Raw genomic sequence first — 23,831 nt, forward strand, 5'->3', positions numbered from 1 at the left:
CGCGTCCAAGTCGTGACGTCCTCCCCTTGACCGAACGGCCCCGTCTGACGCTAATATAGTTTTTAGCCAAGTAGTTGAGCACAAAGATGTGCACCTGGGCCGACTCGGAGGGAACCTCATGAAGACAACGCGCAAGGCAGTGCTGGCCGGTGCGGCAGGAGCAGCGCTCCTGCTGGCAGGCTGCGGCAGTGACAGCGAAGGGGGCGCGGGCGCCACCGACGGTTCGCTGGAGAAGAGCGAGCTGACCGTGGGCTCCCTGCCCTTGGCGGACTACGCCGCCCTCTACTGGGCGGACGAGAAGGGCTTCTTCGAGGACGAAGGGCTCGACGTGACCATCGAGCCGGTCCAGGGTGGCCCCGCCGGCGTGCAGAAGGTCGTCTCGGGCGAGCTCGACTTCACCAACTCCACCCCCTTCGGTACGGCGATGGCGGTCGACTCCGGCCTGCCGATCCGCTCGGTCGTGCTCACCAGCGCCCTCGCCGACAACGGGATCGGGATCTTCGTGCCGAAGAACTCGCCCATCAAGGACATGGAGGACCTCGACGGCAAGTCGATCGGGATCAACACGACGAAGAACATGGGTGACATCACCTTCAACGCCCTGGCGGAGGACAAGGGGATCGATGTCTCGCCGAAGTGGGTAGAGGTGCCCTTCCCCGAGATGATCAGCGGCGTCAAGGCGAAGTCCATCGACGCCGGCTACATGCCCGAGCCCTTCATGTCGGCAGCCCGTGAGGGCGGCCTGCGCCAGGTCGTGGACAACACCGAGGGCCCGAACAAGGGGCTTGCCGGTTCCACCTACGTCTCGAGCCAGAAGTTCCTCGACGACAACCCGGACACGGCAGCGGCCTTCGCCACGGCGATGTACAAGGCCGGCGGCGACCTGGAGGAGAACGAGGACGAGCTGCGTGCGTGGCTGCCGTCCATCGCCCAGCTCGACAAGGACCTCGCCAAGAAGCTCCCGCTGCCGACCTACTACTCGGAGATGGACGACGAGGCCTACGGCGAGGCCATCGACATCCTCAAGGAGCAGGAGCTCGTCAAGTCCGACCTGGACGTCGAGACGACCGTCTGGGCCCCCAAGGAGTCCTAGTCCCAGCGAAGGCGGTCCCGGGACCGGGACCGCCTTCGAGAAAGGAGACTCGCATGCGACTCATCCGTGAACCGCTCGGGACCCGGCGTCAGATCGTCCTCGGCGTCCTCGGCGTGGTCGGGGTGGCTGCGGTGATGGAGCTGCTGACGGGGACCGTCCTCACCAAGGAGGGCCTCCCCGTCCCGAGCCGGATCTTCGGCAGCATCGGTGACCTCCTCGTCGACACGGCCTTCCGGGAGGCCGTCCTCTTCACCCTGGCCGAGTGGATGCTCGGTCTGGCGGTCGCCTCCGTCGTCGGCGTCCTCGTCGGGGCCGCCATGGGCGCCTCCCGGGCGGCGATGATCACCTTCGGCCTGCCGGTGGAGGCCTTCCGTGTGCTGCCGTCGATCGCCCTCGGGCCGATCCTCGTGCTCCTGCTCGGCAACGGCATGCTGCCGCTGGCCCTCACCGTGTCCCTGGCCTGCGTCTGGCCGATCCTGCTCAACACGATGTACGGCGTGAAGGGGGCCGACACGACGGCGATCCAGACGGCAGAGAGCTTCGGCCTCTCGCGTCGGGAGGTCGTGCGCCGGGTCATCCTCCCGAGCGCCCTCCCCTTCGCCTTCACCGGCGTGCGGATCGCCGCCTCGATCGGCCTCATCGTGGCCGTCTCGGCAGAGCTGCTCGTGGGTGGCGGTGTCGGTATCGGCGGCTACGTCCTCGTCAACAGCGCCAACGCGACCAACCTCGACATCGTCTACGCGGCGACGCTCGTGGCAGGTGTGCTCGGCGTGCTCGTCTCGCTGGCGATGTCCGCCATCGACGCGAAGGTCTTCAACTGGAAGAAGGGACTGGCCCAATGACGGTTCAGCACCTGCAGCCCACGCTCGAGCGTGCCGCGCCCGAGCCGGCCCGACGCGCGAAGCCGCGTGGGCACCTCCCTCTCCCGGTGCGCGTGGGGCTCCGGCTCCTCGTGCCGGTGGTCCTCCTGGTCGTGTGGTGGGCGCTCTCGCGCTCGGCCACTGCCGGGTACTTCATCCCCGGGCCCTGGGAGGCCTTCCGGACGGCGGGCTCGATGTTCCTCTCGACGGACCCGACCAAGCTCTTCCTCGGTCAGGCCACCTTCGACCACTTCCTGCCCAGCGTCGCGCGTGCCCTCGCGGGACTGGCGCTGGCGATCGTCATCGGCGTCTCGGTGGGCGTCGTCCTGGGCGTCTTCCCGGTGATGCACGCGCTCTTCCAGCCGCTCGTGCACCTGGGCCGCTCCCTGCCGAGCCCGGCACTGCTCGGGGTGTTCTTCCTCCTCTTCGGCATCGGCGACTCCCCGAAGATCTTCCTCATCGCCTTCAGCGTGGTGTGGCCGATCCTCTTCAACACCATCGACGGGGTGATGTCGGTCGGGGAGATCCGCTCGCAGGCGGCCGCCGTCTACCGCATCCCGTCCCGGCTCGTGCTGACCCACATCGTCCTGCCCGGGGCGTCACCGAAGATCTTCGCCGGCATCCGCACGGCCATGTCCATGTCCCTGATCGTCATGATCATCTCCGAGCTGCAGAAGTCCGACAACGGGCTCGGCTACCTGCTCGTCTCCACCCAGCGGGACTTCAACTACTCCGGGTTCTTCGCGGTACTCATCGTGCTCGCGCTGCTCGGAGTGGTCATGAACTTCATCTTCCTTCAGATCGAGCGTCGGGTCCTGGCCTGGCACCGAGGAGTGACGGCACAAAATGACTGATCCGACCGCACAGACCACCTCGGCCGTTCCCGAGCTCCAGCTCGACCGTGTCGCCAAGCGCTACGGCGACAACCTCGCCGTCCGCAGCATCACGGCCGAGATCCCCGCGCACAAGGTGTCGGTCATCGTCGGCCCCTCCGGCTGCGGCAAGTCCACCCTGCTGCGCATCATCAGTGGGCTCGACGACCCGAGCGAGGGCAGCGTGAGCTTCGAGGGCCAGCTGGTGACCGGCGTCCCCGAGGGGCTGGCCATGGTCTTCCAGGACTACTCGCGCTCCCTCTACCCGTGGATGCGGGTGGACAAGAACGTGGCCTTCCCCCTGTCGAAGGTGCCGAAGAAGGAGCGCGAGGAGCGCGTCCGGGAGGCGCTGGAGGCCGTGGGCCTGGCCGGTCGCTCGCACCTGTACCCGTGGCAGATGTCCGGCGGCATGCAGCAGCGGGTCGCCATCGCCCGGGCGCTGGCCTCCCGGCCGAAGCTGCTCGTCATGGACGAGCCCTACGCCTCCGTCGACGCCCAGACGCGCGGTGACCTCGAGGACCTGCTCCTGCGCATCCAGCGGCAGCTGGGCATCACCGTCCTCGTCGTCACCCACGACATCGATGAGAGCGTCTACCTCGCCGACCACATCATCGTGCTCTCGACCCCGCCGAGCATCGTCGCCGAGACCATCGACGTCGACCTGCCCCACCCGCGGGACCACGTGACGACGAAGACCGACCCGCGGTACGTGGAGATCCGCAGTCACGTGACCCAGCTGCTGCGCCACCGTGAGCTGCGGGCGGTCGAGGACGCATCGTGACGCGTCGTGTCGTGGTCGTCGGGCACGGCGTCATCGGGGCGCGGGTCGCCGGTGAGCTGGCGAAGGGGGGTGTCCCCGGTGCCGAACTCGTCGGCATCGTCGCCCGCAGCGTCCTGCAGGACCCGCCGGCGCCGCAGTGCACCCTCGAGGAGGCCCTGCGGATCGCCGACGTGGTCGTCGAGTGCGCCGGGCAGCCGGTCGTGCACGAGATCATCGACCCCGTGCTCGGCGGAGGGGTCGACCTCGTCGTCACCTCCGTGGGTGCCCTGCTCGACGAGCAGCTCGAGGCCCGACTGGGGTCCCTGGGGCCGGGGCGACTGATCGGTACCCACGGCGCCGTCGGTGGGCTCGACCTGCTGGCCTCGGCCGCCCGCGCCGGTGGACTCGACGTGGTCCGGCTGCGCACGACGAAGAAGTCGTCCTCCCTCGTGCGGGAGTGGATGAGCCAGGAGCGGGCCGCGGAGATCCTCGCCGCGGGTGACCCGATCTCCGTCTTCTCCGGGAGCGCCGACGAGGCGGCGCGACTCTTCCCCGACTCCCTCAACGTCGTGGCGGCCCTCGCCACGGCCGTGGGGTCGACGCAGCGCGTGGACGTCGAGCTCGTCGGCGACCCGGCGGCATCGATGACGACCCACGAGATCACCGCCACGGGTGAGCTCGGGGAGTACCACTTCACGATCCGCAACACCCCCAGCAGCCAGAACCCGCGCACGAGCGCGGTGACGGCCTGGTCGGTTCTGCAGACGGTGGCTTCGCTCACCGACCGCGCTCCGCTCATCGCGTGACCCGGACCTCCCCGGAGTGTTTCTGGTGAAGTCTTGACAGAAAGTATCTTTGCGCTCAGACTTAATGCAACGACGGAAGGTAGGCCTCGGTTCAATGTCGACTGAGATCGCTCCACTGATGGGAGGGCAGGCCCTGGGCCACCTCCTGCGCGACGAGGTGTTCGTCGGCGGCCGCTGGCGCGCCGGTACCGGTGACGTCATCGAGACCGTCGACCCCTCCACGGGCGAGGTCTTCGCCCGCCTCCACGCCGCCGACGTCGAGGACGTCGACGAGGCAGTTCGAGCGGGGGAGCGCGCCGCACGCGAGAGCGGCTGGCGTGACGCCGCGCCGCACGAGCGCGCAGCGGTCCTGCGCCGGATCGGCGACGCCGTCGAGCGGCGGGCGGACGAGATCTCGGCGCTGCAGACCCTCGACACGGGCAAGACCCGCGCGGAGACCACGGCCCTCGCCCGCAGCGCAGCGGCCACCTTCCGCTACGTGGCTGCTGCCGTGGAGACCCTCGAGGACCAGGTCACCCCGCCCCGCGGCCCCTACCTGACCATCGCGACGTGGGAGCCGGTCGGTGTCGTCGCCTCGATCACGCCGTGGAACTCCCCGATCGCCAGCGACGCGCAGAAGATCGCCCCGGCCCTCGCCGCGGGCAATGCCGTGGTCGCCAAGCCCCCGGCGTGGGCCCCGTGGGTCACCCTCTTCCTCGCCCGGATCGCCGAGGACGAGGGGCTGCCCGCCGGACTGCTGTCCGTCCTGCCCGGCCCGGGCCGCACCGTCGGGGAGGCGCTCGTCGCACACCCCGGCGTCGGCAAGCTGACCTTCACCGGTGGCACGTCCACCGGACGCCACCTGGCCCACGTCGCCGCCGACAAGCTCATGCCGGCGACGCTCGAGCTCGGCGGCAAGTCACCGACGATCGTCTTCGAGGACGCCGACCTCACCCAGACCATCGCCGGTCTGCTCTTCGGGATCTTCTCCTCGAGCGGGCAGAGCTGCATCGCCGGGTCGCGGATCTTCGTCCAGCGCACGATCTTCGACGACCTCGTCGCCCGCCTCGTCGAGGCGACCCGACGGCTGCGTGTCGGACCGGGCTCGGACCCCCGCACCCAGGTCGCGCCGCTCATCAGCCACGCGCACCGCGACCAGGTCGCGGCCATGGTCGACGCGGCCGTCGCCGATGGGGCCCAGGTTCTCGTCGGCGGGGCGCTCCCGAGCGACCCGGAGCTCGCGGACGGTGCCTACTACCTGCCGACGATCATCGCGGGCGTCGACAACTCGGCCACCATCTGCCAGGAGGAGGTCTTCGGCCCGGTGGCGGTCGTCCTCCCCTTCGATGACGAGGCCGATCTCATCGCCCAGGCGAATGACTCCCGCTACGGCCTGGCCAGCGGCATCTGGACGGCCGACTACCGCCGCATCCACCGCATCGCCCGTCAGCTCGTCGCCGGGACCGTCTACGTCAACACGTACAAGCAGTTCAGCATCTCCACCCCCTTCGCCGGCGTCCGCGACAGCGGGATGGGCGTCGAGAAGGGTCGGGAGGGCATCCGCTCGTACATGCGCCAGAAGAGCATCTACATCGACCTGAGCGGCGAGCCCCTGCCCTGGGCAGCAGAGCAGGCGCGAGCGGTCGACCCCACACCGGTCGACTGACACCCCACCACCGAGCACCACACGAGAAGGAGCAGAAGATGACCCAGAGCAACGACCAGCAGACCGAGCAGACCCTCCAGCCGGGAGACGACCTCGACGCGCTCATCGACTCGTGCATCGCCAGCCGCGAGACCCGCCTCGAGGACTGGGACGCACTCGGTTTCCAGGCCGAGGCCGGCGGTGACCGCTTCCGTCGCGCCCAGATCCGCTACCTCGGCTCGGGCGCCACCGGGAACTTCGACAACGACAACCGGATCATCCCCTCGCGTGGCTTCACCTTCTCCAACATGCGGCTGCCGGCCGGTGCGGTGGGTCCGGAGCACACGCACAACGACGTCGAGGAGGTCTTCTTCGTCCTCGAGGGTCAGATCGAGGTGGCCGTCCACGACGTCGCCGACGGCACGAAGACCGCGACCCGCACGCTGGGGTACCGCGACCTCATCGTCGTCCCGGCCGGGGTGCCGCGTAGCCTCGCGAACACCACCGACGAGGACGCCCTCTTCTGCGTGATCATCGGCACGCAGAAGCCGCAGCTGCCGACCTACCCCGAGACCTCAGAGATGTACGGCGTCACCCGCTGAGGGGACGACCGCTACGGCCAGCGCGAGGAGCACACCACTCATGAAGATCGGTTCCGAGACGAGCCAGGTCCTGCGGGTCCACCAGAAGACCTGGGAGGCCCAAGGCATCACGAGCGTCACCTTCGTCCACCCCGACGGTGAGCCATTGCCACGGTGGGAGCCGGGGGCACACCTGTCCCTGCACCTGCCCAACGGACTCGTGCGCGAGTACTCACTGTGCTCCGACCCCGATGACACCTCGCGCTGGACCGTGGCGGTACTGCGGGTCGCCGAGTCCCGCGGCGGCAGCAGCCTCATCCACGACCAGCTGCAGATCGGCGAGGAGATCCTCGTCGACGGCCCGCGCAACCTCTTCCAGCTCGACGACTCGAAACCGCGGCACCTGCTCATCGCCGGCGGGATCGGGATCACCCCGATCGTCGCCATGACCCGCGCCCTGCAGGCGAAGGGGGCGGACTGGCACCTGCTCTACACCGGTCGCGCGCGGGAGCTCATGGCCTTCGTCGACGAGATCGTGGCGCTGCCGAGGGAGCGGGTCACCGTGCACGTCGACGACGAGGTCGGTGGCTTCGCCGACATCTCCACGCTCGTCGGCGGGACGGACGACGACACGCTCGTCTACTGCTGCGGGCCCGCGGCGCTGATGGAGCAGGTCGAGATCTCGGTGCCGGACACCTCACGGCTGCGACTCGAGCGCTTCCGGGCACCCGAGCCGGTGGCGGACCCGGAGACGCCGGACGGTGCCTTCGAGGTCGTCATCAACAGCACCGGCGACCGGATCCCCGTGGGCGCCGAGACCTCCATCCTCGACGCGCTCGCCGAGGCGGGTCACGAGGTGCCCTCCTCCTGCACCGAGGGCATCTGCGGCACCTGTGAGACGGGCGTCATCTCCGGGGAGATCGACCACCGCGACTACCTCCTCTCCGACGAGGAGAAGGAGTCCGGGTGCACCATGTGCGTCTGCGTCTCCCGCTGCCGCGGTCCCGAGCTCGTCCTCGACCTCTGAGCCCCCAACCACCGACGAAGGAGTCCCCCATGCACTACTGCGACGAGCCCGTCGTCACCCTCCGCGGCCTGCGGTCGGTGACCCTGCGGGTGCCCGATGTCGTGACGTCGAAGGACTTCTACACCGAGGTGTGGGGTCTCGGCCTGACGGAGGAGGACCACGACCGTTTCTGGCTGCGCGGCACGGGCCAGGAGCACCACATCCTCAAGCTCGAGCAGCACGAGGCCAACTCGCTCGGCGGCCTGTCCTTCGCGGTGGGCACGCCCCGCGAGGTCGACGAGGCGGGACGACGTCTCGCCGCGGCCGGCATCCCGCTGCTGCGTGAGCCCGGACGGCTCGACGATGCCGCCGGGGGCTACGGTCTGGCCTTCGTCGACCCGGAGGGCCGGGTCGTCGAGCTGGCCTGCGAGATCAACGCGGTCGTGCGCGGCGACGAGCACGGCCACCCCAGCGTTCCGCGGGCGCTGGCCCACGTCGTGCTCAACACCGTCGACATCGAGGTCGCCACGCAGTTCTACACCCAGGTGCTCGGGATGCGGATCTCGGACTGGTCGGAGCGGCAGATGGCCTTCCTCCGGTGCACGCCCAAGCACCACGTCATCGCCTTCAACCAGGCAGCCTGGACCTCGGTCAACCACGTCGCCTACGAGCTGTCGACCATCGACCACTTCATGAGGGGCATCGGCAACCTCAAGGCGCACGGCATCGACCCGCAGTGGGGCCCGGGCCGGCACGGTCCGGGCAACAACACCTTCTCCTACTTCACGGACCCGGCCGGCCTCGTGTGCGAGTACACCTCCGAGGTCGAGGAGATCAACGAGGACACGTGGCTGTGCCGCACCTGGCGGCGCACCCCCGAGCTCTCCGACCAGTGGCGCACCGCGGGGCCGCCCACGAGCGGTGTGCGCTCCGCCATGGCGGGCGTGCCCGACCTGGGCGCCCGCACAGCCGTCGAGGCGTCGTCTAGCTACTTCCTCGACGACGTGCAGCCGGGCGTGGAGACGCCGGACCAGCGCGCCGCCACGGGACGGTTCTGATGTCGACCATGACCCACACGACCTACTCCCGGCTCCGCGCCCCGGACGGGACCTCCTTCGTCGAGTTCCGACCGGACGGACCCCCGACCCGCACCGTCGTCCTCCTGCACGGCATCGGCGGCAGCGCCGCCTCCTGCACGGACGTCGGCCAGCGGCTCGCGGAGCGCGGCGCCCGGGCCCTCGCCTGGGACGCGCCCGGCTACGGGCGCTCGCGCGACCCCTTCGGTGACGTCGACCTCGTCGACCGTCTGGCCGGCTCCGTGTCGGCCCTGCGCCTGGGGCCGATCGACCTCATCGGCACCTCGTGGGGCGGGGTCATCGCGACCTGCCTGGCACACCGCCGCCCGGGGGTGGTCCGGTCCCTCGTCCTGGCCGACTCGACGCGCGGCTCGGCGACGAACCCCTCGAGGGCCAGCGCGATGCTCACCCGGGTCACGGAGCTGGAGCACCTGGGGCCGGAGCAGTTCGCCGCCCGGCGGGCCGGACGGCTCGTCTCCCCCCACGCGGAGGACGCGGTCGCGGTCCGCGTGCGCCAGCAGATGGCGCGCGTGCGGGTCCCCGGCTACCGCGCGGCCGCGGAGTTCATGGCGCGCACCGACACCAGTGACCTGCTGCCCCGGATCGCTGCCCCCACGCTCGTGGTCGTGGGCGAGGACGACGTCGTGACCGGCGTCCCCGAGTCCCGGCTGCTGGCCGAGCAGATCCCGGGTGCCCGGCTGACGATCATCCCGCGTGCGGGTCACGCGGCCATCACCGAGCGGCCCGACGAGTTCACCGACGCGGTCACCGCCTTCTGGGACGGCGTGGCATGAGCAGCCCTCGGCTCGTCGTCATCACCGGTGCGGCCCGCGGGCTGGGCCGGGCCATCGCCGAGCGCTTCGCCGAGGACCGCCTCGTCCTCGGGGACGTGCTCACCGCGGAGCTCGAGGAGACGGCCGAGGCCCTGCGTGCCGGTGGCACCGAGGTGCACGCCCTGCCCCTGGACATCGCCGACCGGGACTCGGTCCGAGCCCTCGGCCGGATCGTGGCGGAGCTCGGCGGTGCCGACGTGCTGATCAACAACGCGGCCAAGGCCGACGGGGTCGGCGGCGACACCTTCTGGGAGCTGGACGAGGACCGCTTCGAGGAGCTCATGCGGATCAACGTCCTCGGCACGTGGATGGTCAGCAAGTACGTCGGCGGCCCGATGGTCGATCGCGGTTCGGGGGCGATCGTCCACATCGCCTCCGACGCGGCCTTCTACGGCTCCCCGCGCCTGGTGCACTACGTGGGGTCGAAGGGGGCCGTCCTGGCCATGACGCGGACGATGGCCCGCGACGCCGGCCCCCACGGTGTGCGGGTCAACGCCGTGGCGCCGGGTCTGACGAGGGTCGAGGCCACCGAGGGTGTGCCCGCCGACCGCTATGCCCTCTACGAGGACAACCGGGCACTCTCCCGGGACCCCGTTCCGGCCGACGTCGCCGACGTCGTCCACTTCATCTCCTCCGCGGCCGCCGGGTACATGACGGGGCAATCCCTCGTCGTCGACGGCGGCTTCGTCATGCCGACCTGATCGAAGGACACGATGGATCTCCACCTCACCGACCGCACCGTCCTCGTGACCGGCGCGAGCTCCGGCATCGGCCTCGCCGTGACCGAGATGCTCCTGCACGAGGGTGCCCGCGTCGTCGCGGTCGCCCGCGACCGCAGCCGACTCGACGAGGCCGCGGCAGCCCTGGGGGCTGACCCCTCACGCCTGCTCGTGGCCTCGGCGGACGTCACCGCCCGAGCGGAGGTCGAGGCGGCCGTCGCCGCAGGCGTCGACCACTTCGGCTCGCTCGATGCCGTCGTCTGCAACGCCGGGCGCTCGCTCATGGCGTCGATGAGCCAGACGAGCGACGAGCAGGTGCGCGACGAGCTCGAGCTGAAGATCTTCGGCGCCTGGAACGTCATCCGGGCGGCGCGCCCGCACCTGGCCGCGTCCCCGGTCGGTGCGGTGGTCAACACCAACGCCATCCTCGCGAAGCAGCCCGAGGCGAAGCTCGCGGTCACCTCCGCGGCCCGGGCCGCGCTGCTCAACCTCAGCCGGACACTGGGGGAGGAGCTCGCCCCCGAGGGCATCCGGGTCAACTCGGTCAACCTCGGGCTCATCGACACCGGCCAGTGGCGGCGTCGCTTCGAGGCCTACCGCAGCGACGGGGGCGAGCTGGACTACGACGTCTGGAGCGCCGACCTCGCCGCGGAGCGAGGCATCTCCCTCGGCCGGTTCGGCCGTGCCGAGGAGGTCGCCTTCGCGATCGTCTCCCTGCTCTCACCCCGTGCTTCCTACATCACCGGCGCGCACATCGACGTCGGCGGAGGAGTGACCCGTCAGCCATGACCAACACCCAGACCCACGACCCGACCGCACCGTCCGGCTCCCTGGAGCACGACACGGCCCGACCCGCGACCGGCGGGGACGTGCTCGTCGAGGTGATGCGACGACACGGCATCACCCACGCCTTCGGCGTCATCAGCATCCACAACCTCCCGCTCGTGGAGGCGGTCGCCCGTGACCTCACCTTCGTCGAGATGCGCCACGAGGCGGCCGCGGTCAACGCCGCCGATGCCTTCGCCCGCGTCACCGGGGGGATCGGTGTGGCACTGACGAGCACCGGCACCGGAGCCGGCAATGCCGCGGGATCGATGCTCGAGGCCCTCACCGCAGGGTCCCGGGTGCTGCACGTCACCGGCCAGGTGGAGAGCGAGTGGGTCGGCAGCAATCGCGGCGTCATCCACGAGGTCCCGGCCCAGCTGGAGATGCTCACCGCGATCTCGAAGGGAGCGGCGCGCGTCCCCTCGAGCGAGGCCGTCGCGCAGAGCCTCGAGGCGGCGATCGCCACGATCCGCACGGCGCCGCACGGGCCCTTCTCCCTCGAGTGGCCGACCGACCTGCAGTACCTCGCCCGACCCGATGCGCAGGTGGACGGTGACCCGCTGCCCGTGCCGACACCCCCGGCCCCCGACGAGGCCGCCCTCACGGCCGCGGCCGAGCTGCTCAGCTCCGCCCGTCGCCCCGCCCTGTGGCTCGGTGGTGGCGCGGTCGACGCGGGCGCCGGCATCCGGGAGCTCGCCCACCGGCTCGGAGCAGCGATCCTCACGAGCAACTCCGGTCGCGCGATCGTGCCGGAGGACGACGAGCTGGTCATCGGCAACTTCGCCTCCACGCCCCAGGGCGCCGCGCTGCTCGCGGACGCGGACGTCCTGCTGAGCATCGGCACGCACTTCAGGTCCAACGAGACGCGGACCTACTCCCTTCCCCTGCCGACGGCGCACGTGCAGATCGACGTCGACCCCGCCGCCATCGGCCGCGTGCACCCTGCGCGGGTCGGCATCCGCGGCGATGCGCTCGTGGCCGTCGGGGCACTCCTGGAGCGGGTGACGGACCCGGCCACCGAGCCCGGGTGGCGAGAGCGCGTCACCGCCACCCGGCGGGAGGTCCGCGAGCAGCTCACCGGGTACATCGGGGGCTACGCCGAGATCTGCGGGGAGCTGCGCCGACAGCTGCCGCGCGAGTCGGTCTTCGCCCGTGACGTGACGATCCCCTCCAGCCAGTGGGGCAACCGCCTGCTGGAGCTGTACTCCCGTGACACCAACGTCTTCCCGCTCGGCGGGGGCATCGGCCAGGGCCTGGCCATGGGTGTGGGGGCCACCGCAGCCTGCCCCCAGGCGCCGACGGTGGTCATCGCGGGGGACGGTGGCCTGGCCGTGCACCTCGGTGAGCTGGCCTCCCTCCGGGGGCTCGATGGTCCCTGCGTGGTCGTCGTCTTCAACGACTCGGGTTACGGCGTCCTGCGCAACATGCAGCAGGCCAACGGCCTGGACCGAGCCGCTGTTGACCTGTGGACTCCGGGCTTCGAGGACCTGGCCCGCGCGATGGGCCTGCCCTACTGGCGCACCGGTGCACCGGGGACCTTCGGCCCGGCCCTGGCCGCGGCGCTCGACACCGGCCGCCCGACCCTCATCGAGGTCGACGTCACGGCGCTCGACCCCGCTCCGGGGGCCTTCACGCCGCCCGTGCACATCCCCCAGCCCGACCACGGAGGTGGAGCATGACCGACGACCTCACCCGGCCCGTTGCGCTCATCGGCGTGGCCCCGGCAGACGCCCCGCCGGGGCTGACGGCGATCACCGTCGTCGGCAGCGACCGGCAGCAGTGGGCCGCCAGCGCGGCGGAGCAGCTCGCGGAGGCGGTGCACGTCGTGGCCATCGGAGCGGATGCCCCGGGGGCGCTCTCGCTCGCGGCCGGCCACGTCGAGCGGGTGGTCTCCCTCGTGCTCGTCGACCCCGCGGTGCAGACCGACGACCCGGAGCACCTGGCGACGATGGCGCGGGTGAGCGTGCCGACGCTGGTCATCGCCTCCGCGCCGACCCCCGACCACGACGTCGAGGAGCCCCAGTCGGTCGCCGGTGGTGTCGACAACGGGGTCTTCGTCATCATCGACGGCTCCGAGGCGCCGACGCTGGTCGCCCGCCCGGAGTCGGTCATCGAGTGGGCCAGCGCCTTCATGTCCATCGCCGAGGGGCTCGCCGAGACCCGCGACGACCTGATCATCAACGCCGACCAGTCCTGAGGAGGAGCAATGTCGCAGTACCTCGAGGTGCACCAGACGCACCCAGAACCCTTCAGCCCCTACGAGTTGAAGCTCTCGGGCTCGATCCAGGAGATCTTCGGTCGTGGGATCCACGACCTTCCCGGGCTCGTCTCGGGCCTCAATGACCTCGGTCTCCACGCCCCCGACGGCTCGTCGTGGACGCAGGAGTCCTTCCGTGACGAGATGCGCAGGATGGGCCGCTGACATGACGACGACTGAGACCACGACCGCCACCGCCCCGGCGAAGGCCAAGCCCCGGCACGCCGTCGGCACCCGCCGCACGCTCACCGAGCAGGAGCTGGCCGCCACCGGCCTGCGGGACCGCTGGTACCCGATCCTGCCCTCGCACATGCTCGCCAACGGCACGATGCAGAAGGTCACCCGACTCGGCATCGACTGGTTGCTCTTTCGCGACGCCACCGGCCGGGTGCGCATGCTCGAGGACCGGTGCCCGCACCGCAGCGCACCGCTCTCGGCCGGGCAGCACCTCGGTGACCGCGTGGCCTGCCGCTACCACGGTGTCCAGGTCGACGGCACCGGCACGGTCGTCTCCGTGCCCGGCATGCCCGGCTGCGCCCTCGAGGGCCGCCAGGCCACCCCGTCGCTCGAGGTCGTCGAGGCGGCCGACGCGATCTTCGCCTTCGTGCCGCTGACCGAGGACTCGGTGCCGACCCCCTTCGAGCTGCCGGAGCGTTTGCAGCACGAGGAGAACTCCGCCTTCCTCAACTATGTCGAGTGGGCCGGACCGTGGCGCTTCTACATGGACAACGTCCTCGACCCGATGCACGGTGCCTTCCTCCACCGGGACTCGCACTCGATGTCCGGCGGGGACGTCACGGCGCGCTTTCGCATCCGCGAGACCGATCGCGGGTTCTTCTTCGAGAAGACCGACCAGCGCGGCAAGAACTTCGACTGGGTCGAGTTCGTGCGCGGCGCGATGGACCACGTCGACCTCGAGATCCCCTACGGCGACGAGGCCGGCCCGGGTGGGCCCTTCGGGATCGTGGGGATGTCGGTGCCGATCGACGCGGACAACGTGGCCGTCTTCCACTGGCGCACCCGCAAGGTGGACGGGTGGGAGCGCGAGGTCTGGCGCTTCCTCTTCCGCACGAGCCTGGAGGAGAAGCACTTCGGCGTCCTCGAGCAGGACCGCGCGGTGCTGGAGATCCTCGCCGGCGACGCCGACGCCGACGAGCACCTCTACCAGCACGACCTCGGGGTCTCGCGCATCCGACGGATGTACAAGGCGGACGCCAAGGCGCAGGCGAAGGTCCTCGCCGGGGAGGCGTGATGGCGGTGCTGGAGGGCGGTGGCCAGCTGATGCTCACCGTCTTCCTGCGTCACGACCAGTCCCAGCACCTCGAGCAGATCCAGTCCTCGCTCGAGGAGCGGGACTGGTGGCACGGATTTCCGCCCGAGGGGTGCGAGGTCGTCTCCTGGGTCGTCGCGATGGGGATCGGTCAGATCGTCACGCTGCGCTTTCCCGCGGAGCGCCTGGCGGCGGTCAACGTCGAGCTCGAGCGCCGGGCCTGGGGCGTCTTCGAGACCGACTTCTACCCGACCTACGACTTCATGCCGGTGCGCGAGCGCCTCACCCGTGAGGCCGATGAGCGGCGGGGGCGGTCATGAGGGTCTCCGCCGCCTCCGTCCCGGAGGCGCCCCGCGCGGGGATGTTCAGCAATGCCGTCGTGCGGGGTGACCGCTTCTGGACCTCCGGCATGCACGCCGGGGGGCCGGAGGGTCCCGTCGGCGGCGAGGACGCGTACCTGCAGGCGCAGGAGGCCTTCCGTCGGGTGGCCGAGCTGGTCCGCTCCTGCGGCGCGACGACCGCGGACGTGACCGTCCTGCGCGTCTACCTCACCGACGTCGACGACAAGGCTGCCGTCGGCCGGGCGCGGTCGGAGGTCTTCTCCGGGGAGATGCCCTGCTCGACCCTGGTCGGGGTGGCGGCTCTCGTCGAGCCCGGGCTCAAGGTCGAGGTCGAGGCCGAAGGGATTGTGGGTTCCGGCGCCCTGCCCGAGAGCGAGAGCGAGAGGAAATCATGACGGAAATGAGGAGCATTCTCGTCTCCGGAGCGGGGATCGGCGGCTGCGCGGCGGCCATCGCCCTGGCCGAACGGGGTCACGAGCTCCGGCTGATCGAGAAGCAGGACGAGTGGGCCTTCGCCAGTTCCGGGATCTTCCTGTACTCCAACGCACTGGTTAGTCTCGAGGCGCTGGGGGTCCTCGACGAGATCCTCGCCGCGGGCTTCGTCATCCCGCAGGGGCGCAACCGCTACCTCGACCACCGTGGGGATCCGATCGTCACGACCTACTACCCGACGGCCGCCGGAGGCCGGATCCCCGCAATCGTCGGCATCAAGCGGGCCGAGCTGCACCGGGTCCTGGCCGCACGCCTGAGGGCCGTCGGAGTCTCGGTCGAGCTCGGGACCACCGTCACAGAACTGGACGACGGCGCCGACGGTGTTCGGGTGGGCACCAGTGACGGTGGTTCGGCCACCCATGACCTCGTCGTGTCGGGGGAAGGGTTGCGCTCTCCCCTCCGCCAGCACGTGGCCCCGGAGGTGGAGGTGCGCTACTCCGGGTTCGGGATCTGGCGCAGCATCCACGAACGGCCGCGGGGCCTGACCGACAAGATCATGCAGATGGGGACCGGCACCCGCCTCGGCATCATGCCGATCAGTGATGATCGGCTATACACCTTCGGGACGGTGAGTGACCCGGGCAAGACCCGGCACGCGCCTGACGAGTGGCCCTGGCTCATGAGGGAGGCGCTCGCGGAGCACCACGGGCCCGCGCGGAGCCTGCTCGACGAGATCGGTCCCGGCAGTGACGTGCTCTACACTGCCGTCGAGGAGGTCGTCCTGCCTTTGCCCTGGCACCGTGGGCACGTTCTGCTCATCGGTGACGCAGCGCACGCCGGAACCCCATTCATGGGACAGGGCGGGGCGATGGCCCTTGAGGACGCCCTCGTCTTGGCTGAGACTCTGGATCACGTTGAGGACCTCGAGGCCGCGCTCACCCTCTTCGGGCATCGGCGCCAACCGGTCTGTCGCTTCGCTCAGGACGTCTCGCGTGCGGTGGGGGAGTCGGGCGCAATGGCTGGTGATGAGTCCGCACGTCGGGAGGAGATGCGCACCACTGCGCAGGAGGCGGTGGACTCGTTCTATGCGGAGTTGGATCGGCTACGGGGCGATTCCGCGGCTGGGTAGGCATCGCTCACTCGCTGGGGACGGCTCCGGTGGCCATGGTCATGGACTGCTCGAGCTTGTTGAGGCCGCCGGCGAGGGCGCTGCGCTCGCGCTCGGACAGGCTCTCCAGGAGCCGCCCGAGGTTGGCGAAGTGCCGCTCGGCGACCCGGTCGACGAGCGCGTGGCCCTTGTCGGTCAGCTGGACGTAGACGACGCGGTTGTCCCGCGTGTCCCGCGAGCGGGTGACGAGTCCCTCCGCCTCGAGGCGGCGCACGCGCAGGGTCAGGCCGCCGGTCGTCACGAGGGTGCTCTGGGCGAGATCGCCCGCCGCGGCCCGGAAGTCGGGCTGCCGACGCAGCGCGGCCAGCACCTCGAAGCCGGAGGTGCTCGTCCCCAGCTCCTCGAAGAGGGCGGTGATCTCCTGCCGGTAGAGCAGGTAGGCCCGGTGCAACCTGCCGAAGACGTGCATCGGTGAGACGTCGAGGTCGGGGCTGACGTCACCCCACGAGCTGATGATGTGGTCGACGGGATCCGGCTTCGTCTTCACGGGCGGCCTTCTCGACGTAGTTGCTGACACACTAAGGATCTTAGCCCTAAGAGGTTCTTCGTGCATCCCGGGAGGCGACCTCACCCTCGCGCGCATGACGAAGGGGGTGGCTGGCGGCCACCCCCTTCGCCCCTCCTCTCCCCCGGAGGTCATTTCACCGAGACGGTCACCCCGCCGCTGAACATCGAGTCGTGCAGCTCGATCTGCGTCGGCTGGGCTCCGGCCGGCATGTCGTAGACGAGAGTTCCCTCGACGGTGTTGCCCGGGTTGATCTCGTTGATCCACACGTCGTTGTCCTCCATGAAGATCGAGGCCGTGCTGTCGGTGGCGAAGGAGCGCCCCTGGGCGTCGATGAGCTTCTGCTCCGAGTCGAAGAGTGTCTGCGCCTCGTCGCCGATGTTCTTCACCGTGATGTGCACGAGCACGAACTGACCGTCGGCCGTCTCCGTGAGGTACTCGGAGCCGACCTCGGAGACGCCCGTCTCGACCTTCGTCACGGTGAACTCGAACTTGCCGTCGCGCACCGGCGACCCCACGCCGGGTGCGGACTTCGCGGCGGGCTGCTTCTTCTCGGTGGCCGTGGGTTTCTTCGTCGGCGTCCTCTTCTCGTTCTCCTTCGCGCCCTTCGAGGTGCCTCCCGGCTCCGGCGTGGCGTCCTCGGCCGTCGACGAGTCGCCGGCTCCCGGGTCGGCGGACTCCTGGGTCGTGGGCTCGTCGGTGGCGCCGCCCAGGGCGAGCGCGCCTGCGCCGCAACAACACAGGACGACGAGGAGGACGATCCCGAGGACGATGGACAGCACCGGGTTCCGGGCGAACCAGCCCTTCTGCCGGACGGGTGGGATGGGCGGGTTGGTGGGCTGCCACTGCGGGTGCTCGCTCATGGGGAGGTCCTCGGCTCGTGCGGTCGGTGTCATCGACCATGCAAGCGGGTGGCGGGGTGCCCGCGCCTCGACCGATCGGGTGGACCTGGGTGACCGAAGGGAGGAGGGTCTGCGTCCTGACCGCCGGGCGTACCCTGTCGTCGTCGGCACCGCCATCACGCACCCGACCACGATCACCGGCTGGTTCGTCGACGCACTGAGGAGTCCCTGATGGAGGTCGTCATCCTGCCCGGCGAGGAGCAGATCGCCGCCGTGGGCGCCGACATCATCGCGCAGCACGTCGCCGCGAGGCCTGCGGCGGTCCTCGGCCTCGCCACCGGGTCCAGCCCGCTGCGGGTCTACGAGCAGCTGGGTCGCCGGATCGCCGCGGGGGACCTCACGCTGAGCGGGTGCAGCGCCGTCCTCCTCGACGAGTACCTCGGTCTGCCTACCGGCCACCGTGAGGCCTATCGGCAGGTCATCGAGCGCGAGTTCGTCGAGCGCGTCGACATCGACTCCACCCGCGTCCACGGGCCGGACGGGTCGGCCTCGGACGTCGTCGTCGCGTGCGCGGAGTACGAGGAGCAGATCCGCGCGGCCGGTGGTGTCGACGTCCAGCTGCTCGGCATCGGCGGCAACGGTCACATCGCCTTCAACGAGCCCGGCGCCTCCTTGGCCGGGCGGACGCAGGCCAGGATGCTCACCGAGCAGACCCGACGGGACAACGCGCGGTTCTTCGGCGATGACATCGACGCGGTGCCCCGGCACTGCCTCACCCAGGGCATCGGCACCATCCGCGAGGCGCGGCACCTGCTGCTCATCGCCCTGGGGAGCGCGAAGGCGGAGGCCGTCCAGCAGCTCGTCGAGGGGCCGGTGAGCGCGCTCTGGCCGGCGAGCGCGCTGCAGCTGCACCCGCACGTCACGGTGCTGCTCGACGACGCTGCCGCCTCCCGGCTGGAGCTGCGCGAGCACTACCTGGCCTCCGCCGAGCACCGGCTCGCCGGGCAGCGGTACTGACCGGCGTCCGCGACCACGAAGGGGGTGGCCGGTGGCCACCCCCTTCGCCTCCCCCCGGAGGTCACATCACCTGGTCGACGGCGTACTCGGCCTGCTCCGTCGTGTACCCGTCGCCGGCGTCCGATGACAGCTGCTGGATCAGCTCGCTGCGCGAGAAGGGCATGAGGTCCAGGTAGTCCTCCGCGGCCTGCACGGCCTGCTCCTTGAAGTCCACCTCGAGGGTCTCCACGGCGGCCCGCGCCACGTCCTTCGGGTAGCCGTCGCCCGCGTCGGAGGAGAGCTGCTCGATCAGGCCCTGCTCGGAGAAGGGCATGAGCTCCAGGTAGTTCTCGCCGGCCGCGATCGCGTTCTTCTGCTCCGTGGTCATCTCGGGCTCGGCCGGCGTGGATGCTGCGGGCTCCTTCGTCGTGCCCGTCGAGGAGCGCGCCGGCTCCTGGGCCGTGGGCTCGTCGGTGGCGCCGCCCACGCCGAGCGCGCCGACCCCGCCGCCGCAGAGGAGGGCGAGCCCGAGGACGAGCGAGAGGACCTTGTGCCGGGCGAACCAGCTCTTCCGTCGGACGGGCGGGACCGGCGGATCGGTGGGCTGCCACTGCGGTTGCTGACTCATGGGAGGTCCTCGTCTCGTGCGGTCGGTGTCATCGGCCATGCAAGCGGGTGGCGGGGTGTCGCTGCCTCGACCGAAGAAATGGACCTGCGTGACCGAAGGGAGGAGGTCGTTGTCCCCGAGCGGCCCTACGATCGGCGTCATGAACCTGGGCGAGAGGGCGAAGGGGTGGCTGCGCGCCTCGTGGTGGCGCTCGGTGCTGTGGACCGTCGCCTGCCTCGTGAGCACGACGCTGGCGGTCGCCGTGGGCGAGGCTCGCGCGGACCGGGCAGCCGGTCGGGTGCCCGACGAGATCGCCAGCGGCGGGTGGCTGCTCCTGTGGCTGCTCGGGATGGGGCTGATCGCCCTGCTCTGGTGGCGTCGTCGCTGGCCGTGGCAGATCACCGTCGTCGCCTCCGTCGTGACCCTGGCGACCCCGCTCGACCCCCTCGTGGCCCTCGTGGCGCTGATGCAGGTGTGGATCCGCTCCGGTTGGGTGGCCATCGCCTCGTGCACGGCGCTGGTCACCGCCGCCACCTTCGCGGCCACGTGGCGGGACACCCGCGGGGAGTCCGCGGTCGAGTCCGTCTGGTGGGTGCTCTTCGCCGGCGACCAGGAGGCCGTCATGGGGTCCTTCGCCTGGTGGGTCCCCGTGGTCATCACCGCGGTCGTCGTCGCGCTCTTCGCCGGGATCGGAGGGCTGCGGCGCGAGTTGTCCCGGAGCCAGGCGACCGGTGAGGGGCACCGGGTCGTCGCCAGCCGGCTCGCGGACGAGGTCGTGCGTCAGGGCGAGCGTGAGCGCATCGCCCGTGAGGTGCACGACGTCATCGGCCACCGCCTGTCCCTGCTGTCCATCCACGCCGGCGCCCTCGAGGCACACACCCGCGACCAGGACGAGCGGCTCTCCGGGTCGGCGACGCTGGTGCGCGAGTCCGCGGCCCGGACGGCGTCCGACCTGCGCTCGCTGCTGGAGGTGCTCCGCCGGCCCGACGACCCGGACCTCGCCGAGGCCGTCCCGGGACTGGCGGCCCTCCCTTCGCTCGTCGACGAGACCGTCTCCCACGGGATGCCCCTGGTGTCCACGGTCGTCGTGGACGGGGCCACACATCTCGATCCACCGGTCGGTCAGACGGCCTACCGCGTCGTCCAGGAGCTGTTGACCAATGCCCGACGGCACGCGCCCGGGGCAGGGGTGCGCCTGGCCGTCGTGGCCCGTCCTGACCTCGCGGTGACGATCGAGGCCGCCAACCACCGCGCGGAGCAGGGCCCCCTGACCGAGGGCAATGGCCTGACCGGTCTGCGTGAGCGGGTCGAGCACGTCGGCGGTGAGGCGAGGATCCACATCGATGACGCAGGGGTCCTGCGCGCTGCCGTCCGACTGCCCTGGCGCGTCGCCGCGACCACCAAGGAGCTGACGTCATGACCGAGGTCCGCATCCTCCTCGTCGACGACGACCCACTCGTGCGCTCCGGGCTGCGGCTGATGCTCGAGGCCTCGACCGACCTCCTCGTCGTCGGGGACGTCGGCTCGGGAGAGGAGGCGGTCCCGGCGATCCACGCCCATCGTCCCGACGTCGTCCTGCTCGACTACCGGATGGGTGAGCTGGACGGGATCAGCACCACCCAGGAGATCAGGCGCCTCGAGCACCCGCCCACGGTCGTGCTGCTGACGACCTTCGACCTTGACGACCTGCCGGTGAGGGCGGTCCGGGCCGGGGCCGACGGGTTCCTGCTGAAGACCGCCGCTCCGGGCGAGATCACCCGCGCGGTGCGGATGGCGGCGGCCGGGCACGCGCCGATCTCGCCGGAGTCGGCGGGGCACGTCCTCGCCCACGTGCGGGATGACGGGCCCGCCCGGCGAGGAGAGGAGGCTGCCCGGCGCGTGGCGGACCTGAGCGAGCGGGAGCGGGAGATCTGCATCCTCCTCGCCGCCGGCGCGACGACCGCCTCGGTCGCAGCCCGGATCCACCTGGCCGAGTCCACCGTCAAGACCCACCTGCGGGCGGCCGAGGCCAAGCTCGGTGTCGGCTCGCGCGCGCAGCTCGCCGTCCTCATCGACCGAGCGGGTTTGCTGGCCTGAGCCCCGGCCGCTCACTCCTGTGCGGTGTGGATCTCCTCCATGGCCGCCTGCGCCTCGCTGACGATGAGGCGCGTCGTGTCCTCGGCGAGCTCGGGCCGACCCTCGGCGATGGCCTCCGCCACCGCGAGGTGCCAGTCGATCGCCTGCCGATCGGGGACCGTCGGCATGAGGTCATGGTCGGTGCGGCCCGTCAGCGCCTCGGCGACGAAGGGAGCGAGCCCCGCCAGCAGCGCATTTCCGGAGGCGGTGAGCAGCGTCGTGTGGAAGTCGATGTCGTGCTGGAGGTAGGTGCGCAGATCGCCCTTCGGGCCGGTCTCCTCCATGCCCCGGGCGGCGGCTCGCAGCGCGGCGATGTCCCCGTCGCCGGCCCGCTGCGCGGCCAACCAGGCAGCCTGCGGCTCGACCCCCCTTCGCAGCTCGCTGACCTCGCGCAGCTGGTCGAGGCGTTGCGGGCCGCCGAGCCGCCAGTGAATGATCACCGGGCTGAGCGCCTCCCACTCGCCCTCGGGTCGGACGGTCACTCCGACGCGACGTCGTGAGGTGGCCACCCCGATCGACTCGAGGACCTTGACCACCTCGCGCACGACGGTGCGGGAGACGCCGTAGCGCTCCTCGAGCTGCTCCATGGAGAGCACGTCGCCGGGGGAGAGCCGTCCGCGCACCAGGTCCTGCCCGATGCGGGCGAGCACGCTGTGGTGCAGCCCCCCGCCTCCCTCGCTCCTCATGTCGCGGAGTGTGGCAGAGACGGGGCCACCCCTTCCAGCATGTCCGGGACGAGTCTTGCCAAATAAGCATACTTTTTGTCATGGTTCTCCCGTCGGCCAGCACCTGGTCGCATCCACGCCACCGGAGGACCACCGATGTTTCTCGTCGCTGACGCCGTACCGGAGCCCGCCTACAGCTCCGGTGTGCTGCTCGCCATCGCTGCCGGAGCCGTCGCGCTCCTGCTCCTGCTCATCATCACGTTCAAGATCCACGCCTTCGTCTCGTTGGTGCTCGTCAGCTTCCTCACCGCACTCGCGACGAAGATCGCACCGGGTGACGTCGTCGCGACGATGACCGACGGCTTCGGGTCGACCCTGGCCTCGGTCGCCCTGCTCGTCGGCCTGGGCGCGATGATCGGCCGGCTGCTCGAGGTCACGGGCGGGGCCCAGGTGCTCGCCGACACCCTGATCAACCGGTTCGGGGAGAAGCGTGCCCCGCTCGCCCTGGGCGTGGCCTCGCTGCTCTTCGGCTTCCCGATCTTCTTCGACGCCGGCCTCGTGGTCATGCTGCCGATCATCTTCAGCGTGGCCCGGCGCTTTGGTGGGTCCGTGATCCGCTACGCCTTCCCCGCCGCGGGTGCTTTCGCCGTGATGCACGCCTTCGTGCCGCCGCACCCCGGTCCGGTGGCCGCCGCGGACCTCGTCGGCGCGGACATCGGTCTGCTCCTCTTCGTCGGCCTCCTCATCGGCCTGCCGACGTGGTACCTCGCCTCCTACCTCTACGGACTGTGGGCCGGCAGCCGGTACATGGTCGAGGTCCCGCCCCTGCTCTCCGGGACGGACGGGCCGACCTCCGCCACGCCCGGCAGCGAGTCGACGACGGACGCCAGCCGACCCTCCTTCGGGCTCGTGCTCGGGCTCCTGCTGCTGCCGATGGTGCTGATCTTCATCGACACCGGTCTCAACACCCTGGCCACGGCCGGCGTCGTCGACGGCGATGCCCCCTGGGTCGCCCCGCTGCAGATCATCGGCAAGACGCCGATCGCGTTGCTCATCACGACGCTCGTCGCCACGGTCGTCCTCGGCTGGCCCCGGCGCACGAAGGCCGAGGTCGAGACGATCTTCAACGATGCCCTCGCTCCCGTCTGCGCGATCATCCTCATCACCGGTGCCGGTGGCATGTTCGGTGGTGTCCTGCGGGCCAGTGGCATCGGCGAGGCGCTCGCCGGGACCCTGGACTCCACCGGCCTGCCGGTGATCGTCGCGGCCTTCGTCGTCTCCGCCACGCTGCGCGTCGCGCAGGGCAGTGCGACCGTCGCCCTGACGACCGCGGCCGGGCTCATGGCCCCGACCATCGAGGCGACCTCCGGGTTGAGCTCGATCGACCTCACCCTCATCGTCATCGCCATCGCCGGTGGTGCGACGGTCCTCTCGCACGTCAACGACTCGGGCTTCTGGCTCGTCGGACGCTTCCTCGGCATGGACGAGAAGACGACGCTGAAGACGTGGACGGTGATGGAGACCCTCATCGGCACCATCGGCTTCGTCTTCGCCTTCCTCCTCAGCCTGGTGCTGTGA

At 70.7% G+C, this 23,831-nt stretch carries 27 protein-coding genes; 23 read left to right on the forward strand and 4 right to left on the reverse strand.

Features of this window, described 5'->3' with window-relative positions:
• Window positions 1-118: 118 nt before the first annotated feature.
• The 19 genes from ACR9E9_RS03760 (at window position 119) to ACR9E9_RS03850 (ending at window position 16,484) form a co-directional block, all read left to right on the forward strand.
• The gene (locus ACR9E9_RS03760; RefSeq protein ID WP_435201835.1) at window positions 119-1,093 is read left to right on the forward strand and encodes an ABC transporter substrate-binding protein; all 975 of its coding nucleotides are present in this window, start codon (window positions 119-121) and stop codon (window positions 1,091-1,093) included.
• 53 nt (window positions 1,094-1,146) lie between these two features.
• Complete coding sequence (locus ACR9E9_RS03765) at window positions 1,147-1,935, forward strand: ABC transporter permease (RefSeq protein ID WP_435201837.1); 789 nt, start codon at window positions 1,147-1,149, stop codon at window positions 1,933-1,935.
• On the forward strand, window positions 1,932-2,807 hold the full coding sequence (locus ACR9E9_RS03770) for an ABC transporter permease (RefSeq protein WP_435201839.1): 876 nt from the start codon (window positions 1,932-1,934) through the stop codon (window positions 2,805-2,807). Before ACR9E9_RS03765 ends, ACR9E9_RS03770 begins: the two co-directional genes overlap by 4 nt.
• The gene (locus ACR9E9_RS03775) at window positions 2,800-3,606 is read left to right on the forward strand and encodes an ABC transporter ATP-binding protein (protein ID WP_435201841.1); all 807 of its coding nucleotides are present in this window, start codon (window positions 2,800-2,802) and stop codon (window positions 3,604-3,606) included. Before ACR9E9_RS03770 ends, ACR9E9_RS03775 begins: the two co-directional genes overlap by 8 nt.
• Window positions 3,603-4,391 (forward strand): aspartate dehydrogenase domain-containing protein, encoded by a 789-nt coding sequence (locus ACR9E9_RS03780; protein WP_435201843.1) that lies wholly within the window; start codon window positions 3,603-3,605, stop codon window positions 4,389-4,391. Before ACR9E9_RS03775 ends, ACR9E9_RS03780 begins: the two co-directional genes overlap by 4 nt.
• A gap of 94 nt (window positions 4,392-4,485) precedes the next feature.
• A complete protein-coding gene (locus ACR9E9_RS03785) occupies window positions 4,486-6,036 on the forward strand; it encodes an aldehyde dehydrogenase (protein WP_435201845.1) in 1,551 nt (516 codons plus the stop codon).
• A 38-nt stretch (window positions 6,037-6,074) separates the two neighbouring features.
• Complete coding sequence (locus tag ACR9E9_RS03790) at window positions 6,075-6,617, forward strand: cupin domain-containing protein (RefSeq protein WP_435201847.1); 543 nt, start codon at window positions 6,075-6,077, stop codon at window positions 6,615-6,617.
• Window positions 6,618-6,657: 40 nt separating this feature from the next.
• Window positions 6,658-7,623, forward strand: coding sequence for a PDR/VanB family oxidoreductase (locus ACR9E9_RS03795; protein WP_435201849.1), 966 nt, complete (start codon window positions 6,658-6,660; stop codon window positions 7,621-7,623).
• A 29-nt stretch (window positions 7,624-7,652) separates the two neighbouring features.
• A complete protein-coding gene (locus tag ACR9E9_RS03800) occupies window positions 7,653-8,660 on the forward strand; it encodes a VOC family protein (protein ID WP_435201851.1) in 1,008 nt (335 codons plus the stop codon).
• A gap of 8 nt (window positions 8,661-8,668) precedes the next feature.
• Window positions 8,669-9,472 (forward strand): alpha/beta fold hydrolase, encoded by an 804-nt coding sequence (locus ACR9E9_RS03805; protein WP_435201853.1) that lies wholly within the window; start codon window positions 8,669-8,671, stop codon window positions 9,470-9,472.
• Window positions 9,469-10,212 (forward strand): SDR family oxidoreductase, encoded by a 744-nt coding sequence (locus ACR9E9_RS03810; RefSeq protein WP_435201855.1) that lies wholly within the window; start codon window positions 9,469-9,471, stop codon window positions 10,210-10,212. Before ACR9E9_RS03805 ends, ACR9E9_RS03810 begins: the two co-directional genes overlap by 4 nt.
• 12 nt (window positions 10,213-10,224) lie before the next feature.
• Window positions 10,225-11,019, forward strand: a complete 795-nt coding sequence (locus ACR9E9_RS03815; RefSeq protein WP_435201857.1) for an SDR family oxidoreductase — start codon at window positions 10,225-10,227, stop codon at window positions 11,017-11,019.
• A complete protein-coding gene (locus tag ACR9E9_RS03820) occupies window positions 11,016-12,734 on the forward strand; it encodes a thiamine pyrophosphate-binding protein (protein WP_435201859.1) in 1,719 nt (572 codons plus the stop codon). Before ACR9E9_RS03815 ends, ACR9E9_RS03820 begins: the two co-directional genes overlap by 4 nt.
• Entirely contained in the window at window positions 12,731-13,252 is a 522-nt protein-coding gene (locus ACR9E9_RS03825) for a hypothetical protein (RefSeq protein WP_435201861.1), read from the forward strand. Before ACR9E9_RS03820 ends, ACR9E9_RS03825 begins: the two co-directional genes overlap by 4 nt.
• 9 nt (window positions 13,253-13,261) lie before the next feature.
• Window positions 13,262-13,477: a recombinase-like helix-turn-helix domain-containing protein gene (locus tag ACR9E9_RS03830; protein ID WP_435201863.1), complete on the forward strand. Its 216-nt coding sequence runs from the start codon at window positions 13,262-13,264 to the stop codon at window positions 13,475-13,477.
• A 1-nt stretch (window position 13,478) separates the two neighbouring features.
• Window positions 13,479-14,564, forward strand: coding sequence for a Rieske 2Fe-2S domain-containing protein (locus ACR9E9_RS03835; protein WP_435201865.1), 1,086 nt, complete (start codon window positions 13,479-13,481; stop codon window positions 14,562-14,564).
• Complete coding sequence (locus ACR9E9_RS03840; protein WP_435201867.1) at window positions 14,564-14,902, forward strand: hypothetical protein; 339 nt, start codon at window positions 14,564-14,566, stop codon at window positions 14,900-14,902. Before ACR9E9_RS03835 ends, ACR9E9_RS03840 begins: the two co-directional genes overlap by 1 nt.
• Window positions 14,899-15,318 carry a RidA family protein gene (locus ACR9E9_RS03845; protein WP_435201869.1) on the forward strand — a complete coding sequence of 140 codons (420 nt, stop codon included), beginning with the start codon at window positions 14,899-14,901 and terminating at the stop codon, window positions 15,316-15,318. Before ACR9E9_RS03840 ends, ACR9E9_RS03845 begins: the two co-directional genes overlap by 4 nt.
• 5 nt (window positions 15,319-15,323) lie before the next feature.
• Entirely contained in the window at window positions 15,324-16,484 is a 1,161-nt protein-coding gene (locus ACR9E9_RS03850) for an FAD-dependent monooxygenase (protein WP_435201871.1), read from the forward strand.
• Window positions 16,485-16,491: 7 nt separating this feature from the next.
• Here the strand turns inward: ACR9E9_RS03850 and ACR9E9_RS03855 are convergent, their stop codons facing one another.
• Both ACR9E9_RS03855 and ACR9E9_RS03860 read right to left on the reverse strand, forming a co-directional pair.
• Window positions 16,492-17,010 carry a MarR family winged helix-turn-helix transcriptional regulator gene (locus tag ACR9E9_RS03855; protein ID WP_435201873.1) on the reverse strand — a complete coding sequence of 173 codons (519 nt, stop codon included), beginning with the start codon at window positions 17,008-17,010 and terminating at the stop codon, window positions 16,492-16,494.
• A gap of 149 nt (window positions 17,011-17,159) precedes the next feature.
• The gene (locus tag ACR9E9_RS03860; RefSeq protein ID WP_435201875.1) at window positions 17,160-17,891 is read right to left on the reverse strand and encodes a DUF4352 domain-containing protein; all 732 of its coding nucleotides are present in this window, start codon (window positions 17,889-17,891) and stop codon (window positions 17,160-17,162) included.
• A 210-nt stretch (window positions 17,892-18,101) separates the two neighbouring features.
• On the opposite strand from ACR9E9_RS03860, the gene nagB reads away from it, so the two are divergent.
• Window positions 18,102-18,887, forward strand: coding sequence for a glucosamine-6-phosphate deaminase (nagB, locus tag ACR9E9_RS03865; RefSeq protein WP_435201877.1), 786 nt, complete (start codon window positions 18,102-18,104; stop codon window positions 18,885-18,887).
• Window positions 18,888-18,948: 61 nt separating this feature from the next.
• On the opposite strand, the gene ACR9E9_RS03870 is transcribed toward nagB, so the two are convergent.
• Window positions 18,949-19,494, reverse strand: a complete 546-nt coding sequence (locus ACR9E9_RS03870; protein ID WP_435201879.1) for an Ltp family lipoprotein — start codon at window positions 19,492-19,494, stop codon at window positions 18,949-18,951.
• A 139-nt stretch (window positions 19,495-19,633) separates the two neighbouring features.
• On the opposite strand from ACR9E9_RS03870, the gene ACR9E9_RS03875 reads away from it, so the two are divergent.
• Together ACR9E9_RS03875 and ACR9E9_RS03880 are read left to right on the forward strand one after the other, a co-directional pair.
• On the forward strand, window positions 19,634-20,893 hold the full coding sequence (locus tag ACR9E9_RS03875; protein WP_435201881.1) for a sensor histidine kinase: 1,260 nt from the start codon (window positions 19,634-19,636) through the stop codon (window positions 20,891-20,893).
• Window positions 20,890-21,549: a response regulator gene (locus tag ACR9E9_RS03880; RefSeq protein WP_435201883.1), complete on the forward strand. Its 660-nt coding sequence runs from the start codon at window positions 20,890-20,892 to the stop codon at window positions 21,547-21,549. The genes ACR9E9_RS03875 and ACR9E9_RS03880 overlap by 4 nt, the downstream gene beginning before the upstream one ends.
• A gap of 11 nt (window positions 21,550-21,560) precedes the next feature.
• On the opposite strand, the gene ACR9E9_RS03885 is transcribed toward ACR9E9_RS03880, so the two are convergent.
• Entirely contained in the window at window positions 21,561-22,274 is a 714-nt protein-coding gene (locus ACR9E9_RS03885; protein WP_435201885.1) for a FadR/GntR family transcriptional regulator, read from the reverse strand.
• Window positions 22,275-22,409: 135 nt separating this feature from the next.
• Here ACR9E9_RS03885 and ACR9E9_RS03890 point away from each other — a divergent pair, with 135 nt between their 5' ends.
• Window positions 22,410-23,831, forward strand: a complete 1,422-nt coding sequence (locus tag ACR9E9_RS03890; protein ID WP_435201887.1) for a GntP family permease — start codon at window positions 22,410-22,412, stop codon at window positions 23,829-23,831.

The sequence above is a fragment of the Janibacter sp. GS2 genome (assembly GCF_051200835.1).
Taxonomy (GTDB): domain Bacteria; phylum Actinomycetota; class Actinomycetes; order Actinomycetales; family Dermatophilaceae; genus Janibacter.

What these genes read in the sequence shown, in the direction of transcription:
- ACR9E9_RS03760 (WP_435201835.1), top strand. Translation starts at nt 119, where the DNA reads ATGAAGACAACGCGCAAGGCAGTGCTGGCCGGTGCGGCAGGAGCAGCG.
- ACR9E9_RS03765 (WP_435201837.1), top strand. Translation starts at nt 1,147, where the DNA reads ATGCGACTCATCCGTGAACCGCTCGGGACCCGGCGTCAGATCGTCCTC.
- ACR9E9_RS03770 (WP_435201839.1), top strand. Translation starts at nt 1,932, where the DNA reads ATGACGGTTCAGCACCTGCAGCCCACGCTCGAGCGTGCCGCGCCCGAG.
- ACR9E9_RS03775 (WP_435201841.1), top strand. Translation starts at nt 2,800, where the DNA reads ATGACTGATCCGACCGCACAGACCACCTCGGCCGTTCCCGAGCTCCAG.
- ACR9E9_RS03785 (WP_435201845.1), top strand. Translation starts at nt 4,486, where the DNA reads ATGTCGACTGAGATCGCTCCACTGATGGGAGGGCAGGCCCTGGGCCAC.
- ACR9E9_RS03790 (WP_435201847.1), top strand. Translation starts at nt 6,075, where the DNA reads ATGACCCAGAGCAACGACCAGCAGACCGAGCAGACCCTCCAGCCGGGA.
- ACR9E9_RS03795 (WP_435201849.1), top strand. Translation starts at nt 6,658, where the DNA reads ATGAAGATCGGTTCCGAGACGAGCCAGGTCCTGCGGGTCCACCAGAAG.
- ACR9E9_RS03800 (WP_435201851.1), top strand. Translation starts at nt 7,653, where the DNA reads ATGCACTACTGCGACGAGCCCGTCGTCACCCTCCGCGGCCTGCGGTCG.
- ACR9E9_RS03805 (WP_435201853.1), top strand. Translation starts at nt 8,669, where the DNA reads ATGACCCACACGACCTACTCCCGGCTCCGCGCCCCGGACGGGACCTCC.
- ACR9E9_RS03810 (WP_435201855.1), top strand. Translation starts at nt 9,469, where the DNA reads ATGAGCAGCCCTCGGCTCGTCGTCATCACCGGTGCGGCCCGCGGGCTG.
- ACR9E9_RS03815 (WP_435201857.1), top strand. Translation starts at nt 10,225, where the DNA reads ATGGATCTCCACCTCACCGACCGCACCGTCCTCGTGACCGGCGCGAGC.
- ACR9E9_RS03820 (WP_435201859.1), top strand. Translation starts at nt 11,016, where the DNA reads ATGACCAACACCCAGACCCACGACCCGACCGCACCGTCCGGCTCCCTG.
- ACR9E9_RS03825 (WP_435201861.1), top strand. Translation starts at nt 12,731, where the DNA reads ATGACCGACGACCTCACCCGGCCCGTTGCGCTCATCGGCGTGGCCCCG.
- ACR9E9_RS03830 (WP_435201863.1), top strand. Translation starts at nt 13,262, where the DNA reads ATGTCGCAGTACCTCGAGGTGCACCAGACGCACCCAGAACCCTTCAGC.
- ACR9E9_RS03835 (WP_435201865.1), top strand. Translation starts at nt 13,479, where the DNA reads ATGACGACGACTGAGACCACGACCGCCACCGCCCCGGCGAAGGCCAAG.
- ACR9E9_RS03840 (WP_435201867.1), top strand. Translation starts at nt 14,564, where the DNA reads ATGGCGGTGCTGGAGGGCGGTGGCCAGCTGATGCTCACCGTCTTCCTG.
- ACR9E9_RS03845 (WP_435201869.1), top strand. Translation starts at nt 14,899, where the DNA reads ATGAGGGTCTCCGCCGCCTCCGTCCCGGAGGCGCCCCGCGCGGGGATG.
- ACR9E9_RS03850 (WP_435201871.1), top strand. Translation starts at nt 15,324, where the DNA reads ATGAGGAGCATTCTCGTCTCCGGAGCGGGGATCGGCGGCTGCGCGGCG.
- ACR9E9_RS03860 (WP_435201875.1), bottom strand. Translation starts at nt 17,891, where the DNA reads ATGAGCGAGCACCCGCAGTGGCAGCCCACCAACCCGCCCATCCCACCC.
- nagB (WP_435201877.1), top strand. Translation starts at nt 18,102, where the DNA reads ATGGAGGTCGTCATCCTGCCCGGCGAGGAGCAGATCGCCGCCGTGGGC.
- ACR9E9_RS03870 (WP_435201879.1), bottom strand. Translation starts at nt 19,494, where the DNA reads ATGAGTCAGCAACCGCAGTGGCAGCCCACCGATCCGCCGGTCCCGCCC.
- ACR9E9_RS03875 (WP_435201881.1), top strand. Translation starts at nt 19,634, where the DNA reads ATGAACCTGGGCGAGAGGGCGAAGGGGTGGCTGCGCGCCTCGTGGTGG.
- ACR9E9_RS03880 (WP_435201883.1), top strand. Translation starts at nt 20,890, where the DNA reads ATGACCGAGGTCCGCATCCTCCTCGTCGACGACGACCCACTCGTGCGC.
- ACR9E9_RS03885 (WP_435201885.1), bottom strand. Translation starts at nt 22,274, where the DNA reads ATGAGGAGCGAGGGAGGCGGGGGGCTGCACCACAGCGTGCTCGCCCGC.
- ACR9E9_RS03890 (WP_435201887.1), top strand. Translation starts at nt 22,410, where the DNA reads ATGTTTCTCGTCGCTGACGCCGTACCGGAGCCCGCCTACAGCTCCGGT.